This window comes from Variovorax sucrosi, from assembly GCF_051216635.1.
Classification (GTDB): Bacteria; Pseudomonadota; Gammaproteobacteria; order Burkholderiales; family Burkholderiaceae_C; genus Variovorax.
This window is the reverse complement of record NZ_JBPJZU010000002.1, coordinates 454,167-470,269: the sequence shown is the minus strand read 5'-3', so window position 1 is coordinate 470,269 and position 16,103 is coordinate 454,167. Positions and strand designations below refer to the sequence as shown.

At 68.3% G+C, this 16,103-nt stretch carries 16 protein-coding genes; 12 read left to right on the top strand and 4 right to left on the bottom strand.

What is annotated here, in order from left to right; all coding sequences use genetic code 11:
- Positions 1 to 50 precede the first annotated feature (50 nt).
- Positions 51 to 1,193 (bottom strand): zinc-binding dehydrogenase, encoded by a 1,143-nt coding sequence (locus ACSFBE_RS05265; protein ID WP_435489320.1) that lies wholly within the window; start codon positions 1,191 to 1,193, stop codon positions 51 to 53.
- Positions 1,194 to 1,242: 49 nt separating this feature from the next.
- Positions 1,243 to 2,142 carry a LysR family transcriptional regulator gene (locus tag ACSFBE_RS05260; RefSeq protein ID WP_435489319.1) on the bottom strand — a complete coding sequence of 300 codons (900 nt, stop codon included), beginning with the start codon at positions 2,140 to 2,142 and terminating at the stop codon, positions 1,243 to 1,245.
- A 90-nt stretch (positions 2,143 to 2,232) separates the two neighbouring features.
- Here ACSFBE_RS05260 and ACSFBE_RS05255 point away from each other — a divergent pair, with 90 nt between their 5' ends.
- The 7 genes from ACSFBE_RS05255 to ACSFBE_RS05225 all read left to right on the top strand — a co-directional run bounded on the left by ACSFBE_RS05255 (position 2,233) and on the right by ACSFBE_RS05225 (position 8,060).
- Positions 2,233 to 3,063 carry a DODA-type extradiol aromatic ring-opening family dioxygenase gene (locus ACSFBE_RS05255; RefSeq protein ID WP_435489318.1) on the top strand — a complete coding sequence of 277 codons (831 nt, stop codon included), beginning with the start codon at positions 2,233 to 2,235 and terminating at the stop codon, positions 3,061 to 3,063.
- A gap of 122 nt (positions 3,064 to 3,185) precedes the next feature.
- Positions 3,186 to 4,544, top strand: a complete 1,359-nt coding sequence (locus ACSFBE_RS05250) for a TonB-dependent siderophore receptor (protein ID WP_435489317.1) — start codon at positions 3,186 to 3,188, stop codon at positions 4,542 to 4,544.
- Positions 4,517 to 5,359 (top strand): TonB-dependent receptor, encoded by an 843-nt coding sequence (locus tag ACSFBE_RS05245; protein ID WP_435489316.1) that lies wholly within the window; start codon positions 4,517 to 4,519, stop codon positions 5,357 to 5,359. The genes ACSFBE_RS05250 and ACSFBE_RS05245 overlap by 28 nt, the downstream gene beginning before the upstream one ends.
- A 90-nt stretch (positions 5,360 to 5,449) precedes the next feature.
- Entirely contained in the window at positions 5,450 to 6,322 is an 873-nt protein-coding gene (locus ACSFBE_RS05240) for an alpha/beta fold hydrolase (RefSeq protein ID WP_435489315.1), read from the top strand.
- An 88-nt stretch (positions 6,323 to 6,410) separates the two neighbouring features.
- Positions 6,411 to 6,992, top strand: coding sequence for a sugar O-acetyltransferase (locus ACSFBE_RS05235; protein WP_435489314.1), 582 nt, complete (start codon positions 6,411 to 6,413; stop codon positions 6,990 to 6,992).
- Between the two features lie 88 nt (positions 6,993 to 7,080).
- A complete protein-coding gene (locus ACSFBE_RS05230) occupies positions 7,081 to 7,476 on the top strand; it encodes a DUF2845 domain-containing protein (RefSeq protein ID WP_435489313.1) in 396 nt (131 codons plus the stop codon).
- A gap of 26 nt (positions 7,477 to 7,502) precedes the next feature.
- Positions 7,503 to 8,060, top strand: coding sequence for a dihydrofolate reductase family protein (locus ACSFBE_RS05225; RefSeq protein WP_435489312.1), 558 nt, complete (start codon positions 7,503 to 7,505; stop codon positions 8,058 to 8,060).
- Positions 8,061 to 8,157: 97 nt separating this feature from the next.
- Here ACSFBE_RS05225 and ACSFBE_RS05220 read toward each other — a convergent pair whose 3' ends face one another.
- Positions 8,158 to 9,093, bottom strand: a complete 936-nt coding sequence (locus ACSFBE_RS05220; protein ID WP_435489311.1) for a LysR substrate-binding domain-containing protein — start codon at positions 9,091 to 9,093, stop codon at positions 8,158 to 8,160.
- Between the two features lie 129 nt (positions 9,094 to 9,222).
- Here ACSFBE_RS05220 and ACSFBE_RS05215 point away from each other — a divergent pair, with 129 nt between their 5' ends.
- From ACSFBE_RS05215 to ACSFBE_RS05195, 5 genes are read left to right on the top strand one after another with little or no spacing between them, the layout of a single operon-like run.
- Positions 9,223 to 10,218, top strand: a complete 996-nt coding sequence (locus ACSFBE_RS05215; RefSeq protein WP_435489310.1) for a Bug family tripartite tricarboxylate transporter substrate binding protein — start codon at positions 9,223 to 9,225, stop codon at positions 10,216 to 10,218.
- A gap of 52 nt (positions 10,219 to 10,270) precedes the next feature.
- Complete coding sequence (locus ACSFBE_RS05210; RefSeq protein ID WP_435489309.1) at positions 10,271 to 11,794, top strand: UxaA family hydrolase; 1,524 nt, start codon at positions 10,271 to 10,273, stop codon at positions 11,792 to 11,794.
- 27 nt (positions 11,795 to 11,821) lie between these two features.
- Complete coding sequence (locus tag ACSFBE_RS05205) at positions 11,822 to 13,291, top strand: NAD-dependent succinate-semialdehyde dehydrogenase (protein ID WP_435489308.1); 1,470 nt, start codon at positions 11,822 to 11,824, stop codon at positions 13,289 to 13,291.
- Between the two features lie 28 nt (positions 13,292 to 13,319).
- Positions 13,320 to 14,123 (top strand): 4-hydroxy-2-oxoheptanedioate aldolase, encoded by an 804-nt coding sequence (gene hpaI, locus ACSFBE_RS05200; protein WP_435489307.1) that lies wholly within the window; start codon positions 13,320 to 13,322, stop codon positions 14,121 to 14,123.
- A gap of 9 nt (positions 14,124 to 14,132) precedes the next feature.
- On the top strand, positions 14,133 to 15,560 hold the full coding sequence (locus ACSFBE_RS05195; protein ID WP_435489306.1) for an FAD-binding oxidoreductase: 1,428 nt from the start codon (positions 14,133 to 14,135) through the stop codon (positions 15,558 to 15,560).
- Between the two features lie 6 nt (positions 15,561 to 15,566).
- On the opposite strand, the gene ACSFBE_RS05190 is transcribed toward ACSFBE_RS05195, so the two are convergent.
- Positions 15,567 to 16,097, bottom strand: coding sequence for a DUF4166 domain-containing protein (locus tag ACSFBE_RS05190; protein WP_435489463.1), 531 nt, complete (start codon positions 16,095 to 16,097; stop codon positions 15,567 to 15,569).
- Positions 16,098 to 16,103 lie beyond the last annotated feature (6 nt).

Genomic DNA, 16,103 nt, shown 5'->3' with positions numbered 1-16,103 from the left:
GCATCAGGCCTTGGCCGGGCAGACGCCCTCCGCCGCGAGGCCGCGCGTGCTCAGCGCTTGTGCGGCGCGATCAGGAACTTCTCGCCGGTGGCGCGCTGGTTGTAGCGCGCCACCGCGGCCGGCGACAGCACCTCAGCCAGCGAAAGCTCACCCGCGTAGCGGCTCGCGAAGGTGGTCTTGAGTTCCGCCGCCACGCGCTGCTTCAGCACCCCGGCCGCGGCCGCGCCGATCTTCTGCAGGAACGGGAACAGCAGCCAGCCGCCCATGCCCCAGGCCATGCCGAAGGTGCGGCGGAATTCGGTGGGTCGCGTGTCGAGCCCGCCGTAGAGGTAGAGCTGCTTGTGGGTGCTGGTGCCATAGCGGCTGTACACCGGCGCGGTGCGCAGCAGGGCGGCTTCCATGCAGCCGAGGATCTGCCCGGCCAGCGGGCCGCCACCGGTGGCGTCGAAGGCGAGCGTGGCGCCGGTCGCCACCAGCGCCTCGGTCAGGTCGTCGAGGAAGGTGGGCGCGCTGGCGTCGCACACATGCACCGCCCCCTGCGACTGGAGGAGCGCGACCTGCTCGGGCTTGCGCACGATGTTGACCAGCGCGATGCCGTCCTTCAGGCAGATGCGCTGCAGCATCTGGCCGAGGTTCGACGCTGCCGCCGTGTGCACCAGCGCGGCGTGGCCTTCGCGCTTCATGGTCTCGACCATGCCGAGCGCGGTCAGTGGATTGACGAAGGACGACGCGCCTTCCGCGGGCGTCGCATCGTCGGGCAGCCGCAGGCACTGGTCGGCCGCGATCACGCGGTACTGCGCGTACATCGCGCCGCCGATCAGCGCCACGGTCTTGCCGAGCAGCGCCTGCGCCGCGGGCGAACTGCCGGCCTCGACCACCGTGCCGGCACCTTCGTTGCCCACCGGCATCGATTCACCCAGCCGCCCGGCCATCGCCTTCATGCCGGCCTCGGGCACCCGTGCCTTCACCACCGGCCGCGCGGGCGTGCCGGACACGGCGGCCGTCGTCATGTCTGCGGCACCGAAGAGCAGGCCGAGGTCCGACGGATTGATCGGCGCGGCCTCCAGCCGCACCACCACCTCTTCGGGGCCGGGGGTGGCGATCGTCACCTCGGCCAGGCTCACTTCGAGCTCGCCGGATGGTGTGATCAGCGAGCGGAGTTCGAGGGCGGTGCGGTCGATGTCGAAGGGCATGGCGTGATCTCTGGGCTGTGAAGGAAGCCAGTCTAGGCCCCGCTGCGTGTCACGGCCTGTCACCCGTGCGCGCCAGCGCCTGCCCCAGGAAATCGATGAAGCTGCGCAGCTTCGGCGCCATGTACTGGCGGCTGGTGTAGACCGCGAAGAGCGTCACCGGCGCCACGCTGTAGGCGGGGATCACCTGCACGAGGCGGCCGGCCGCGATGTCCTCCTCGACCAGCCACGCCGGCAGGAACGACACGCCCATGCCGGCGCGCACCGCGTGCAGCGTGAGGTTGGTGTCGTCGGAGCGCAGCACCGGGGCGAGTCGCAGCGGTGCCTGTCGCCCGGCCGGCCCTCGCAGCACGAAGCCCTCCAGGTTGACGTAGCTCGGCACGATGGCGCCCAGCCGCGCCAGCTCGGCCGGGTTCGCAGGCGTGCCGTCGCGGGCCAGCAGCGCGGCCGAGGCGACCAGATGGAATTGCACTTGGCACAGCGGCCGCGCGATGAGAGCGGGCGAGGGCTCCTGGGTGGCGCGCAAAGCCAGGTCGTAGCCGTCGGCCGCCAGGTCGACCTTGCGGTTTTCCAGGTGCATGTCGACCAGCACTTCGGGGCAGGCCTCGCGGTAGTCGGCCAGCACGCGGGCGATGCGGGGCGTGGCACACCACACCGGCGCGCTGACCTTCAACTGGCCGCGCGGCGCCTCGTTCTTGCGGCCGATGGTCGCCTCGGCGGCATCGAGCAGGTCGAGCGCCTGGGCGCTCTGCGCATACCAGGCGGTGCCGGCTTCGGTCAGGCTCAGGTGGCGGCTGGAGCGGTTCAGCAGCCGTGCGCCGAGCGACTTCTCCAGTTGCGCGACATGCTTGCTGGCCATCGGCGCCGAAAGGTCCAGGCGGGCCGCCGCGGCGGCGAAGCTGCCGGCATCCACCACCTCCCGGAACACGCGCAGGCTGGTCAAACGGTCCATGGATGATTTCCTCTGGAGAAATGATGCGATGAATGCTAGCCCATCGATTTCCGCAGGTGAAATCTCTAGACTCGTGCCAAGGAGCATTCCATGACCGCGACCCACACCACCCTTCCCACCTATTTCATTTCGCACGGCGGCGGCCCCTGGCCGTGGATGAAGCGCGAAATGGGCGATGCCTATGCCCAGCTCGAGGCTTCGCTGGCCGACATCCCGCGCCAGCTCGGCCGCACGCCGCGCGCCATCCTGATGGTTTCCGCCCATTGGGAAGCGCCGGCCTTCACCGTGCAGACGCACCCGCGGCCGCCGATGGTCTACGACTACGGCGGCTTCCCGGCGCACACCTACCAGATCCACTACGACGCGCCCGGTTCGCCCGAGCTGGCGGGGCGCGTGCGCCAGCTGATCGATGCGGCCGGCCTGCCGTCGGCCGTCGATGCCGAGCGGGGCTACGACCACGGCATGTTCTCGCCCATGGCTGCGATCTATCCGAAGGCCGAAGTGCCGGTGGTGCAGTTGTCGCTCAAGCGCGGGCTCGACCCGGCCGAGCACCTGGCGCTGGGCCGCGCGCTGGCGCCGCTGCGCAGCGAAGACGTGCTCATCATCGGCAGCGGGCTGAGCTATCACAACCTGCGCAACTTCGGCCCGCAGGCGCGCGAGGTGTCCAAGGCCTTCGACGACTGGCTCGGCCGGGCGGTGGTGCAGGCCACGCCGGCCGAGCGGGTGGCGCAGCTGATCGACTGGCCGTCGGCGCCGGCTGCGCGCGTCGCGCATCCGCGCGAGGAGCACCTGATCCCGCTGATGGTCGCCGTCGGCGCGGCGGAAGGCGAGGCCGGCGAGCGCGTCTATCACGAGGACGCCTTCATGGGCGGCATCGCGGTGTCGAGCTTCCGCTTCGGGGCCGTCCTCGATTCGCGTTGAGCGACGACGCGGCAGCCGGCGTCATCGCGCACGGGGTAGCGGCCCGCGCCAGTTCACCTTTGCAAATAAGAGTCATTCTCATCGGCAGCTAAAATCACGGCTCTCTTCTAGCAACCGATGTTGTGGCGACAAGCCTCGACGAGGCAGCGATCTCCGGCGCCACGCCTCCACCTTGTCGGCATCTGTTCATGCTTGTCTGTTCTCTGATTTCGCGCTCGTCCCTGACCAGCGCCGCCCTGGCGTTGTCCGCATTCCCCTTGGCCGCCCTTGCCCAGGAAGCCCCCACTCTGGAGGAGGTGCAGGTACGTGAGACCAACGACGCCACCGGCTACCGAGGCACACAACGCAACACCGCCGCCACCCGCACCGACACGCCGCTGATCGAGACGCCCCAGGCCGTGCGCGTGGTGCCCCGGCAACTCATCGACGACCTGGGCGCCACGCGCCTGTCGGACGCCGTGGACTTCGTGAGCGGGATTTCGCGTCTGAACGACTTCGGTGGCACTTGGGACAACTACGCCATCCGTGGTTTCAGCAATACCGACGGTGGTTCGCTGCTCAATGGCTTTGCCTCGGGACGGGGCTATGGCCCGCAACGCGACATGGCGACCGTCGAACGCGTGGAATTCCTCAAGGGTCCTGCGGCCGCGCTGTACGGCAGCAGCGAGCCTGGCGGCACGCTCAACGTCGTGACGAAGAAGCCTCAGTTCACGCCCTCGCACGTGGCCGACTTCCAGATCGGCGGTCTGGGCTTTCGCCGCGCCACGCTCGACACCACCGGACCGCTTGCCAAGAACCTGGCCTATCGCCTGAATGTGGCAGCGGAAGACGGCGCGAGCCGCACCAGCCTGGTGGATAACAAGAAGTACGTGGTGGCACCTGCCTTGACCTGGCTCATCAATGACAACACGGTGTTGCAGTACGAGGCCGAGTTCATCCGCATCCGCACGCCGCTGGATCGGGGCCTGGTCCAGGTCAACGGCAACGTCGATGCCTTGCCGCGCAACCGCTACCTGGGCGAGCCCTCGCGCGACAACCTGCACGTGGGCGGCAACACGCACCAGCTCACCTTGGATCATGACCTGGGCAGTGGCTGGCGCACCCGCGTGGGTGCGTCGTACCGCGAGACGGATTTCACTGGTGACGCCGTGGATCTGAACGGCACGCTGAGGGCGGATGGGCGCACGCTCACACGCCGCGACAGCTGGCGAAGCCTGCCCTCGCGCGACACCTCCGTGCAGGCCGAGCTGGAAGGCAGGGTCCGCACGGGAGCCTTCAATCACACCTTGCTGGCAGGCCTGACTTCGTCACGGGTCGCGATGGGCCAGGACATCTGGTACTCGAACCTGGCCACCCAGCCCCAAGCGATCGACATTTACAACCCCGTGTACGGCCAGCCACGCGGGAGGCTAATACGCAGCATTTGGCAGGACGACCGCCAGCGTGCCACGGGGTGTTCCTGCAAGACCAGATCGATCTGACCGACAGGTGGAAGCTGCTGACCGGCGTGCGTTTCGACCGGTTCAACCAGGACCTGACGAATCTGCTCACCGACACGCACCAGGTGCAGGCGCACTCGGCCACGTCGCCACGCGTGGGTCTGACCTACATGCTGAACGAGCGCAGCTCGCTCTACGTGACGGCAGGCCGCTCGTTTCGTCCCAATTCCGGTCTGGACGAAAACGGTGCCGCCTTCGCGCCGCAAAAGGCAAAGGCGCTCGAGGTGGGCGCCAAGTGGCTGTCGCCCGACCAGCGCATGAACGGCGCGGTGGCGGTGTTCGACATCACCAAGTCCAACGTGCTGACGCCCAGCCCGACCAGTGCCACCTACAGCATCGCCGCAGGCGAAGTGCGCAGCCGAGGCTTCGAGGCAGACCTGGCGGGTCAAATCGACACGCACTGGCGCCTGAGCGCCAACTTCGCCTACACCGACGCGACGGTCACACGCGACAACAACGCAGCGCTGGTGGACAAGCGGCTGTCGAACATCCCACGGGTGAGCGCCGGCCTGTTCGCGCTGCGCGAAGACAAGCTGGCCTCCGGTGGCCGCTATGGGGTCGGCGGCGGACTGGTGCATGTCGGCGAGCGCACCGGCACGGCCACCGATACCTACCGCCTGCCGGCCTACACCACGGTGCGCCTGACGAGCTACTGGCAGATGGACCAGCGCACGCGCCTCACGCTCGAAGTGCACAACCTGCTGGACAAGACCTACTACGCCGCATCCTGGGGCGGCCTCACCGTGCTGCCCGGGCTGGGCCGCCAGGTGGTGGCAAGCGTCAGGGTCGCGTTCTGATCGCACGGAAGATCGCACACAAGGGCAGGGCGCCAATGACCCGGCGCCGGCACAGCTGAACCAACCACAGGTCTTGGCGAAAATGCGGGCATGACCTTGCCCCCCACTGAAATCACCGAGGCTGCTCTGGCAGAGATTGCGCGCGTCGAGCACCTGGGCAACGTGCACGACGCGGTGCACGACGGCGTCCGCGTCCGCTGGCGCCGTTTCGGCCCGGCGCAGTCGAGCCTGCCGCCGCTCGTCCTGCTGCACGGCGGGCACGGCAGCTGGATGCACTGGATCCGCAATGTCGATGCGCTGTCGGCAGACCGCGCGCTGTGGCTGCCCGACATGCCGGGCTTTCACGACTCCGACGTGCCGCGTGCGCTCGCCGCCGGCGAGGCGCCGCTCGACCCGCTGCTCGCGGCGCTCGGCGGCACGCTGGATGCGCTGATCGGCATCGGGACGCCGATCGACCTGGGCGGCTTCTCCTTCGGCGGCCTCGCCGCCGCGAAGTTCGCCGCCCGGCGCGGCAACGTGCGCAGGCTCGCGTTGCTCGGCAGCGGTGGCCACGGCAGCTTGCGCCGCATGACGGTCGAGATGATCAACTGGCGCGCGGCGACGGATCGCGCGGCAGAAGTCGCCGCGCTGCGCCACAACCTCGCGGCGCTGATGCTGCACGACCCTGCCGCCATCGACGCGCTGGCCTTCGCCGTCCACGACATCTCGTGCCATGGCACGCGCCTGCGCAGCAAGGAGATTTCGCTCGCCGGCGGTCTGCAGCAGGCGCTCGCGGCGCACGCCGGCGCGCAGCTGCTCGTGTGGGGCGCGTTCGATGTGACGGCGGACCCCCGGCCGCTGGTCGCCCAACTGACCGAGGGGCATCCGCAACGGCAGGGCCGGGTCGTCGACGAGGCCGGCCACTGGGTGCAATACGAGCGGGCCGACGAAACCAATCGCTTGCTTCGGGCGTTCTTCGACTGAGAGCGGCTCGGAAAATTCCGGGCAAATCCCGGCGTCTGCTGGGGATGCCACGGGGGCGGGCGAGCGCCCGCCGCACCACAATGCGTCGATGACCATCGACCTTCGTTCGCAGAAAGAAAAGATGCTCGCCGGCGATCTCTACGATGCCGGCGCCCCCGAGTTGCAGGCCGACCTGGCCGCGACCCGCGAATGGCTGGTGCGCTACAACGCCTCGCTCGGCGCCACCTCGGCCGAGCGGCACCGTCTCTTGCTGCAACGCTTCGCATCGGTCGGCCGCGGCGCGGTCATCCGCCCGCCCTTCCATTGCGACTACGGCTTCAACATCCACGTCGGCGAGGGCGTGTTCCTCAACTTCAACTGCGTGATCCTCGACGTGGTCGCGGTGCACATCGGCGACAAGACGCAAATCGGCCCCGGCGTGCAGATCCTCGCGGCCGACCATCCGCGCTCGGCCGAGGAGCGCGCGTCGGGGCTGGAATTCGGGCGGCCGGTGCGCATCGGCCGCAACGTCTGGATCGGTGGCGGCGCGATCCTGCTGCCAGGCGTCACCGTCGGCGACGACGCGCTGATCGGCGCGGGCAGCGTGGTGACGCGCGACGTGCCCGCCGGCGCGACGGTGGTCGGCAATCCGGCGCGGCAGCGCCCTTCAACCCCCGGAGATCCCGCATGACGCCGCGTGTGGGGGGTGTGCACCACCCAACGCGTCTGGAGTCGAACGCAGTACAGTGAGGCGCATCGGATCTCTTCGATGGTTGCTCATGAAGAAAAGCGCTCACACCCGGCCTGCGTCATTGCGTCTTCGCCGCTGGACCTGCGGGCTCGCGGTGGCGTCCATGGCCCTTTTTGTTCCATCCGTTGAAGCTTCTCAATCGATGGGCTGCAACGGCTCGCTCGTGGGCAAGGGGGACTCGCCCGTGTCCCTGCTTCAGAAGTGCGGCGAGCCGGTGTATCGCCAGAGCATCTGCGTGTCGATGCTGCAGCTGGGCTGGGTCGTTACCCCCTATCGTGCGGGGGGACCCAGTGCGATTCTGGCGAACCAGTGCGTTCCCATGGAGGAGTGGACCTACGACCGGGGGCAAGGCGCGTTCTTCGGGGTCGTTCGCATTTACAACGGCACGATCGAATCCGTGCGCGACGGCGACCGCAACCGATGAAAGCCAGACCAGCGGAACCGCTCGGTATGAAGACCCAGTACTACACCGCGTGCAGCCTGGATGGCTTCATCGCGACAGACGACCATTCGCTGGAATGGCTGTTCCCGCTCGGCGATATCAACGACACCGGCTATCCGAGTTTCATCCAGGGTGTGGGTGCGCTCGCGATGGGTTCGTCGACCTACGAATGGATGCTGCGACACGTCGTCAAGCCAGGGACGAAGGATGGCGCGGCATGGCCGTACCGGCAACCCACCTGGGTGTTCAGCCACCGCGAACTTCCTGACTTGCCCTCTGCAGCCCTTCACTTCGTCCGAGGTGACGTCAGGCCGGTGCACGAAGCCATGACGCTGGCTGCGAAGGGCAAGAACGTCTGGCTCGTTGGCGGTGGCGATCTTGTCGGTCAGTTCCACGACGCCGGGTTGCTCGACGAGATCATTGTTCAAGTCGGCTCGGTCACCCTGGGCTCGGGCAAGCCGCTGCTGCCCCGCCGCATCGTGTCGCCGCCCCTGCAGCTCAAGGCAGTGAAGCTTGTCGGACCGGGGTTTGCCGAGCTCACCTACGCAGTGCCAGTGAAGCAGTGAGGGCCGGGCACGCGGTCCGTGTTTCCCGTCGAGTGCGCCGCGTCCGACGATGTCGGGAATCGGCTGATTGCGGCCATCTGCGAAGGACGTGGCGTCTTCAGGCCTTCTGATTGGCCGCGCGCCGCAGGCAGTCCACCAGTTGCTCGGTGCTCGGCGTGGCGCGCCGACCGCGCATCGTGATGATGCCCACGGGCGGGATCTCGATCGGCACCTTGAGCGCCAGCACCTTGAGCAGGCCCTGGCGCTGGAAATGCAGCCCCACGGTGCGCGACATGAAGGCGGCGGCCCCGCGCTTCTGCAGGAAGCTGATCTGCGCGAGGAAGGACGCGGACTCCACGATGTCCACCGGCGGGTGCAGTCCCTCGCGGTAGAACATCTGGTCGAGCTTCACGCGCAGCGAGGCCCAGGGCGGCGGCATCACGCAGGGCAGGGCCGCGAGGTCGGCCCAGCCCGGCTTGCGCTTCACGGCCAACGGATGCCCGGGCGCGACCACCACCGTCATCGGTTCGGTATAGAGCGCCTCGGGGACGAGGTCGGGCGCGGCGTAGCCGGGCTCGAGCCGACCGACGAACAGATCCAGCTCGCCCAGCCGCAGCTTGGGCAGCAGCCGCGTGAGGTCGCCTTCTTCCACCAGCACCGTCGTCTGCGACGAACGCCCCTTGAGCAGCTCGATGGCACGCGCCACCAGCACGGGCATCGCGACCACCATCGCGCCGAGGCTGGTGCGCCCCGCGGCACCGCTGGCCACGGCATCGATCTCGTCGCGTGTGCGGTCGTAGTCGGCAAGCACCGAGCGCGCGAAGCGCACCACGCTGTCGCCATACGACGTGGGTACGGTGCCGCGCGTGGAACGGTCGAACAGCTGCAGGCCGAACATGCGTTCGATCTCGGCCAGCGTCTTGGAGACCGCGGGCTGCGTCACCGACAGGAACTCCGCCGCGCGCCCCAGGTGACGGAACTGGTCCAGCGCGACGAGCATCTGCAGGTGCCGCAGCTTGAGATTGGAACGAATAACGCGATCGATCTGGCTCATGGCGGGGAGGGCGCAATCGGCTTCATAACCTAAATGACATGAAGAGAGTCCGCTATTTCATTGGATTGCAATGATTGTCTCCGAAAGAATCCGTCGCTCGACCCCACAATGATTCCTTGGAGACAAGACATGAACTTGCTTCGCCCCACGCAGCGGCGCCACTTCCTCCTGGGCGGCCTGAGCGCCGCCGCCCTGGCCACCACCACCGGCCGCGCTTTCGCCGCGGACTACCCGGACCGTCCCATCAACTTCATCTGCCCCTGGCCCGCAGGCGGCACCGCCGACCGCTCGATGCGCGCCATCTGTCAGATCGCAGCGCGTGAACTGGGCCAGCCGATCGCGCTGGAGAACCGCGCCGGCGCCTCCGGCATGATCGGCACCAAGATGCTTGCCAGCGCCCGGCCCGATGGCTACACCGTCGGCCAGATCCCGATTTCGGTCACGCGCTTCGCGCAGATCGGCACCGTGCAGCTGGACCCGCTCAAGGACCTGACCTACCTCACGCGCACCTCGGGCCAGACCTTCGGCATCGCGGTGCCCGCGGACTCGCCCTTCAAGACGCTGGCCGATGTGGTCGCGCAGGCCAAAGCCAAGCCGGGAACCGTCACCTACGCGCATGCCGGCATCGGCGGCGCGACCCATGTGGGCATGGAGCAGTTCGCCCAGGCTGCCGGCGTGAAATTCAACGCCATTGCCTACAAGGGCGGCGCTGCAGCCCTGCAGGACGTGCTGGGCGGCCAGGTCGAACTGCTGGCCGACAGCAGTTCCTGGGCACCGCATGTGGAAGGCGGCAAGCTGCGCCTGCTCGCGACCTGGGGCGAGTCGCGCACGCCACGCTTCAAGTCCACGCCCACGCTCAAGGAGCTGGGTTACGACGTTGTGGTGGAGGCGCCCAACGGCATCGGCGCACCGCGCGGCCTGCCGCCCGCGGTGGAGCAGCGCCTGCGCGATGCCTTCCGCGTCGCGGTGAACAGCGAGGAGTTCCGCAAGGTGGCCGAGAGCATCGATGCCCCCGTCATGTACCAGGACGGCCCGGACTATCAGAAGTACGTGCAGAGCGTCTACCGCCAGGAAACAGAACTGATCAAGAAACTCAATCTCAAGGAACTGATGCAGAAGGGCTGAAGCGCTGGCGACCTGTTCGCCGCGCAGCCCCAAAGCTCTCGCCCCAAGCCCCATGAACGACAGCCCGCTTCTTCGCCTGCACCCGAACGACAACGTTCTGGTCGCCAGGACCCCCATCGCCCTGGGCGAGACCATTGCCGAATTCGACGTGCGCGCCCGCGCGCAGGTGCCGGCCGGCCACAAGATCGCCGCCCGCGCCATCGCGGCCGGCTCGGAGGTCAAGAAGTACGACACCGTAATCGGGGTGGCCTCGCGCGACCTGGAGGCCGGCGACTACGTGCACAGCCACAACCTCACGCTGGTCGACACCTACCGCGACCCGGGCTTCTGCCAGGACGTGCGGCCCGTGGCCTACGTGCCCGAGGCCGAGCGCGCGACCTTCATGGGCTTCGTGCGCGCCGACGGCCGCGTCGGCACACGCAACTTCATCGGCATCCTGTCATCGGTGAACTGCTCGTCGACGGTGATCAAGCGCATCGCCGCGCACTTCACGCCCGAGCGGCTCGCGGCCTTTCCCAACATCGACGGCGTGGCCGCCTTCGCGCAGACCAGCGGCTGCGGCATGTCCTCGCCGAGCGAGCACTTCGACGTGCTGCGGCGCACGCTGGCCGGCTATGCACGCCATCCCAACCTGGCCGGCGTGCTGATCGTCGGCCTGGGCTGCGAGCGCAACCAGGTCGATTCGCTGGTCGATTCGCAGGGCCTGAAGCAGGGCCGGCTGATGCGGACGCTGGTGATGCAGGAGGTCGGCGGCACGCGCGTGACCATCGAGGCCGGTGTCCGCGCCATCGAGGACATGCTGGAAGAAGCCAATGCGGCGCAGCGCCAGCCGGTGAGCGCGAGCCATCTGAAGATCGGCCTCGAATGCGGCGGCTCCGATGGCTTCTCCGCCATTTCGGCCAACCCCGCGCTGGGCGCGGCGATGGACATCCTGGTGCAGCATGGCGGCACCGCCATCCTCTCCGAGACGCCCGAGATCCACGGCGTGGAGTTCATGCTCACGCGCCGTGCCATCACGCCCGAGGTCGGCCAGAAGCTGCTCGACCGGCTGGCTTGGTGGGAGCGCTATGCCGCCGGCCAGAACGCGCAGTTCAACGGCGTGGTCGGCCACGGCAATCAGGCCGGGGGCCTGGCCAACATCTTCGAGAAGTCGCTGGGCTCGGCGATGAAGGGCGGCACCACACCGCTGCAGGCGGTGTACGAGTATGCGGAGCCGATCGAGCAGGCCGGCTTCGTCTTCATGGATTCGCCGGGCTACGACCCGGTGGCGGCCACCGGGCAGATCGCCAGCGGTGCGCAGCTGATCTGCTTCACCACCGGGCGCGGCTCGATGTTCGGCAGCAAGCCCGCGCCCACCATCAAGCTCGCCAGCAACACGCCGATGTACCGACGGCTCGAAGAGGACATGGACATCAACTGCGGCGTGGTGATCGACGGCGAGATGAGCGTGCACGAACTCGGCCGCGAGATCTTCGAGCAGATCCTGCGCCATGCCTCGGGCGAGGCGACCAAGAGCGAGGCGCTCGGGCTGGGCGACCACGAGTTCGTGCCGTGGCACCTCGGCATCGTGAGTTGAAGCCCCATCCTTTCTCTGGAACCCCCCATGCCCCTGACCCTCACCCATCCCGAACTCCAGCGCAACGCCAACTTCATCGGTGGCCAGTGGCTGCCGGCCACCGGGCGCACGCTCGATGTGACCGATCCCGCCACCGGCGCGCTGATCGCGCAGGTGCCGGACTCCGGCGCCGACGAAGCGCGCGCCGCCACCGATGCCGCGCATGCGGCCTTCCCGGCCTGGCGCCGCACGCCCGCGAAGCAGCGCGCACAGATCATCAAGCGCTGGAACGACCTGGTGATGGCGCACCAGGACGACCTGGGCCGGCTGATTTCGCGCGAGCAGGGCAAGCCGCTGGCCGAGGGGAAGGGCGAGGTCGCCTATGCGGCGGGCTACATCGAGTGGTTCGCCGAGCAGGCCACGCGCAGCAACGGCGACGTGATCCCGGCACCGGTGCCGGGACGGCGCATGTTCGCGCTCAAGGAGCCGGTGGGCATCGTGGCCGCCATCACGCCCTGGAACTTCCCCGCCGCGATGATCGCGCGCAAGATCGCGCCCGCTCTCGCAGCGGGCTGTACCGTGGTGTGCAAGCCGGCCGAGGACACGCCGCTGACCTCGCTCGCGCTGGTGGCGCTGGCCGAAGAGGCGGGCGTGCCGCCCGGCGTGCTCAACATCGTCACCGCCTCGCGCGAACGCACGCCCGAGGTGGTCGACAGCTGGCTGGACGATGCGCGCGTTCGCAAGATCACCTTCACCGGCTCGACGCCCGTCGGCAAGCACCTGGCGCGGCGCTCGGCCGACACATTGAAGAAGCTGTCGCTCGAGCTCGGGGGCAATGCGCCCTTCATCGTGTTCGAGGATGCCGACCTCGATGCCGCGGTCGACGGCCTGATGGCCGCCAAGTTCCGCAACGGCGGCCAGACCTGCGTGTGTCCCAACCGCGTGTTCGTCCACGACGCGGTGCACGACGCCTTCGCCGAACGCCTGGTGGCGCGGGTCGCCGCACTGCAGGTGGGCCCGGCCACCGAGGCCGGCTCGCAGATCGGGCCGATGATCAACGCGCGCGCGGTCGAGAAGATCGAACGCCATGTGCAGGACGCGGTCGCACGCGGCGCGCGGATCCTGACCGGCGGCGTACGCCTGCCCGCGCTGGGCCCGAACTACTTCGCGCCCACGGTGCTGACCAACGCCGACGCCACCATGGCCTGCGCCTGCGAAGAGACCTTCGGCCCGGTCGCGCCGCTCACGCGCTTCCACGACGAGGCCGACGTCATTGCCCAAGCCAACGACACGCCCTTCGGCCTCGCCGCCTACTTCTATTCGCAGGACCTGCGCCGCGTCTGGCGCGTCGCGGACGCGCTCGAGACCGGCATCGTCGGCATCAACGAAGGCGCGATTGCGGCCGAGGCAGCGCCCTTCGGTGGCGTCAAGGATTCGGGCTATGGTCGCGAAGGCTCGGTGCACGGCCTCGAGGACTATCTGCACACCAAGTACGTGTGCCAGGGCCAGCTGGACTGATCCTCCCTTTCATCTTCATCAAGAACCCATGCCCGCACACAACGCATTCAAGGCCGCTTTGGCCGCACGCCGGCCCCAGGTCGGCCTCTGGCTCTCGATGGCCGACCCGTACCTGGCGGAGGTCAGCGCCACCGCACGCTTCGACTGGCTCCTGATCGACGGCGAGCACGCGCCCAACGACCTGCGCTCGACACTCGCGACGCTGCAGGCCGTCGCGCCTCATCCCTCGCAGCCCGTCGTGCGTGCGGTGCAAGGCGACACCGCGCTGATCAAGCAGCTGCTCGACATCGGCGCCAAGAACCTGCTGGTGCCGATGGTCGACACGGCCGAGCAGGCACGGGCGGTGGTGGGTGCCACGCGCTATCCGCCGCAAGGCATCCGTGGCGTGGGCAGCGCGGTCGGCCGGGCGTCGCAATGGAGTGCGCGCACCGACTACCTGAACGTCGCGGACGACGAGATCTGCGTGCTGGTGCAGGCCGAGACGGTGACCGCGCTGCAGAACCTCGAGGCGATCTGCGCGGTCGACGGGGTCGACGGCGTCTTCATCGGGCCGGCCGACCTGGCGGCGTCGATGGGCCATCGCGGCAACCCCGGCCATCCGGAGGTGCAGGCCGCGATCGAGCAGGCGATGCGCACCATCGTCGCCGCGGGCAAGGCGGCGGGCACGCTGACCTCCGATTCGAAGCTCGCGCGCCGGTATCTCGAACTCGGCTGCACCTTCGTCGCAGTCGGCGTCGATGTGCTGCTGTTCGCCTCGGCGGCGCGCAAGCTCGCGGCCGACTTCATCAACGCCGTGCAGGTGCCCGCGCCGGCATCGCGCGCCGCGTACTGAAAGCCTCCCATGACCTCAACCGAAGCCATTCAGGATGCCTTGCGCGCCATCGTCGGTCCCAAGGGCTGCCTGACCGAACCCGCGGACGTTCAGCCCTTCGTGACCGACTACCGCAAGCTCTACCACGGCCGCGCCGCGGCGGTGGTGCTGCCCGCGTCGACCGACGAGGTCAGCCAGGTCATGGCCTGGTGCCATGCGAACGATGTGGCGGTGGTGCCGCAGGGCGGCAACACCTCGCTGATGGGCGGTGCGGTGCCCGAGGCCGACGGCACGGCCGTGGTGCTCAACCTGCGGCGCATGAACCGCGTGCTGGCCGTCGACACGGTCAACGACACGATGACGCTCGAGGCGGGCGTCACGCTGCAGGCCGCGCGCGCGGCCGCGGAAGAGGCGGCGCGCCTGTTCCCGCTGCGCATCGGCTCCGAAGGCTCGTGCCAGATCGGTGGCAATCTTTCCACCAATGCGGGGGGCACCGCGGTGCTGCGCTATGGCAGCATGCGCGACCTGACGCTGGGTATCGAGGCCGTGCTGCCCGACGGACGCATCTATTCGTCGCTGCGCGGCCTGCGCAAGGACAATACCGGCTACGACCTCAAGCAGCTCTTCATCGGTTCCGAGGGCACGCTGGGCGTCATCACGGCCGCGGTGCTCAAGCTCGCGCCCCAGCCGAAGTTCTCGGCCGTGGCCCTGGTCGCCGTCACCGGTCCTGCAGCGGCGGTCGCGCTGCTCACTGCCGCCAAGCGCCTGGCCGCGCAGGCCGTCTCGGCTTTCGAACTCATCTCGGGTCCGGCACTGGAACTCGTGCTCGGTTATCTGGGCGGCATGCCTTCGCCGCTGCCCGAACGCCACGACTGGATGGTGCTGATCGAACTCAGTGCCGCGAGCGACGGCGACGGTCTCGACGCGCTGCTGATGCAGACGCTTGAAGCGGGCATGGAGGAAGGGCTGGTGGTCGACGCGGCCGTGGCGTCGAGTCTGGCCGACATCCAACGCTTCTGGCGCATCCGCGAGGAGATCTCGGATGCGCAGACGCGCGAGGGTGGCAGCATCAAGTGCGACGTCTCGGTGCCGCTGTCGAAGATCGCAGGCTTCATCGAGGACGCATCCGCCGTGGTGCTGGCGCTCGAGCCCGCAACGCGGATGGTGATCTACGGCCACATGGGCGATGGCAACGTTCACTTCAATCCGCTGCGCCCCAAGGACCGCCCGGCGGCGGACTTCCTGGCCGAGAACTACACGCGCATCTCGCACGCGGTCGACGGCCTGGCACACGGCCAGGCCGGCTCGGTCTCTGCCGAGCACGGCATCGGCGTGGCCAAGCGCGACGATCTCAAGCTGTACAAGTCACCGGTCGAACTCGAACTCATGTGGCAGATCAAGCGCACGCTCGACCCCAAGAATCTGCTGAACCCTGCGAAGGTGCTTCCGGTGCTGTGAGCCGATTCAGCGGCTTACGGCCTCGCCGATGGTCAAGTGGCCGCAATAGCTTGCCACCGTACCGATTCCGGGCAGCGATGCCTGGACTCGAAAGTGAAGCCGGTCACTGTCGCCCGTCTCCTCCGCAATGACTGTCGGGAGCAGCCAACGTGGGCATCGCACGCCCCAAAACTGAAGCCCCATCAGGCGCATTTCGAGCCGCCCCCCCGCCTCGCACAGGTTAAAGGTCAAGCGAGCAGCGCCCAGTTGCTCGACGACCTGACGAGCGTCAAGGCACATGTGGGAGGTCATTGTCTGGCTCGGGAAATGTCGGGTCCATGTTTCGGCTTCCGGTGTCGCCTGGAGTTCGAATCGAATGGGGCCGCTTGTCGCCCGAAGAGGTGTGCCAAGGCAAAGCGCCAGGAGCCTTGCCGCCAGCGTCGAAGGCGCATCGGTGTCGACCCAGCCGTGAAGCTCCTGCACGCCGACCAATCTGTGAAAGCGCTGCACCGCAGGCGGAAGACGGTCGAAACTCTCGCCCATGGCGCGTTCGTACATCGACGC

Bases quoted from the DNA above. Each gene is read 5' to 3' on its own strand.
- ACSFBE_RS05265 (WP_435489320.1), bottom strand. From the start codon at position 1,193: ATGCCCTTCGACATCGACCGCACCGCCCTCGAACTCCGCTCGCTGATC.
- ACSFBE_RS05260 (WP_435489319.1), bottom strand. From the start codon at position 2,142: ATGGACCGTTTGACCAGCCTGCGCGTGTTCCGGGAGGTGGTGGATGCC.
- ACSFBE_RS05255 (WP_435489318.1), top strand. From the start codon at position 2,233: ATGACCGCGACCCACACCACCCTTCCCACCTATTTCATTTCGCACGGC.
- ACSFBE_RS05240 (WP_435489315.1), top strand. From the start codon at position 5,450: ATGACCTTGCCCCCCACTGAAATCACCGAGGCTGCTCTGGCAGAGATT.
- ACSFBE_RS05235 (WP_435489314.1), top strand. From the start codon at position 6,411: ATGACCATCGACCTTCGTTCGCAGAAAGAAAAGATGCTCGCCGGCGAT.
- ACSFBE_RS05230 (WP_435489313.1), top strand. From the start codon at position 7,081: ATGAAGAAAAGCGCTCACACCCGGCCTGCGTCATTGCGTCTTCGCCGC.
- ACSFBE_RS05225 (WP_435489312.1), top strand. From the start codon at position 7,503: ATGAAGACCCAGTACTACACCGCGTGCAGCCTGGATGGCTTCATCGCG.
- ACSFBE_RS05220 (WP_435489311.1), bottom strand. From the start codon at position 9,093: ATGAGCCAGATCGATCGCGTTATTCGTTCCAATCTCAAGCTGCGGCAC.
- ACSFBE_RS05215 (WP_435489310.1), top strand. From the start codon at position 9,223: ATGAACTTGCTTCGCCCCACGCAGCGGCGCCACTTCCTCCTGGGCGGC.
- ACSFBE_RS05210 (WP_435489309.1), top strand. From the start codon at position 10,271: ATGAACGACAGCCCGCTTCTTCGCCTGCACCCGAACGACAACGTTCTG.
- ACSFBE_RS05205 (WP_435489308.1), top strand. From the start codon at position 11,822: ATGCCCCTGACCCTCACCCATCCCGAACTCCAGCGCAACGCCAACTTC.
- hpaI (WP_435489307.1), top strand. From the start codon at position 13,320: ATGCCCGCACACAACGCATTCAAGGCCGCTTTGGCCGCACGCCGGCCC.
- ACSFBE_RS05195 (WP_435489306.1), top strand. From the start codon at position 14,133: ATGACCTCAACCGAAGCCATTCAGGATGCCTTGCGCGCCATCGTCGGT.
- ACSFBE_RS05190 (WP_435489463.1), bottom strand. From the start codon at position 16,097: ATGTACGAACGCGCCATGGGCGAGAGTTTCGACCGTCTTCCGCCTGCG.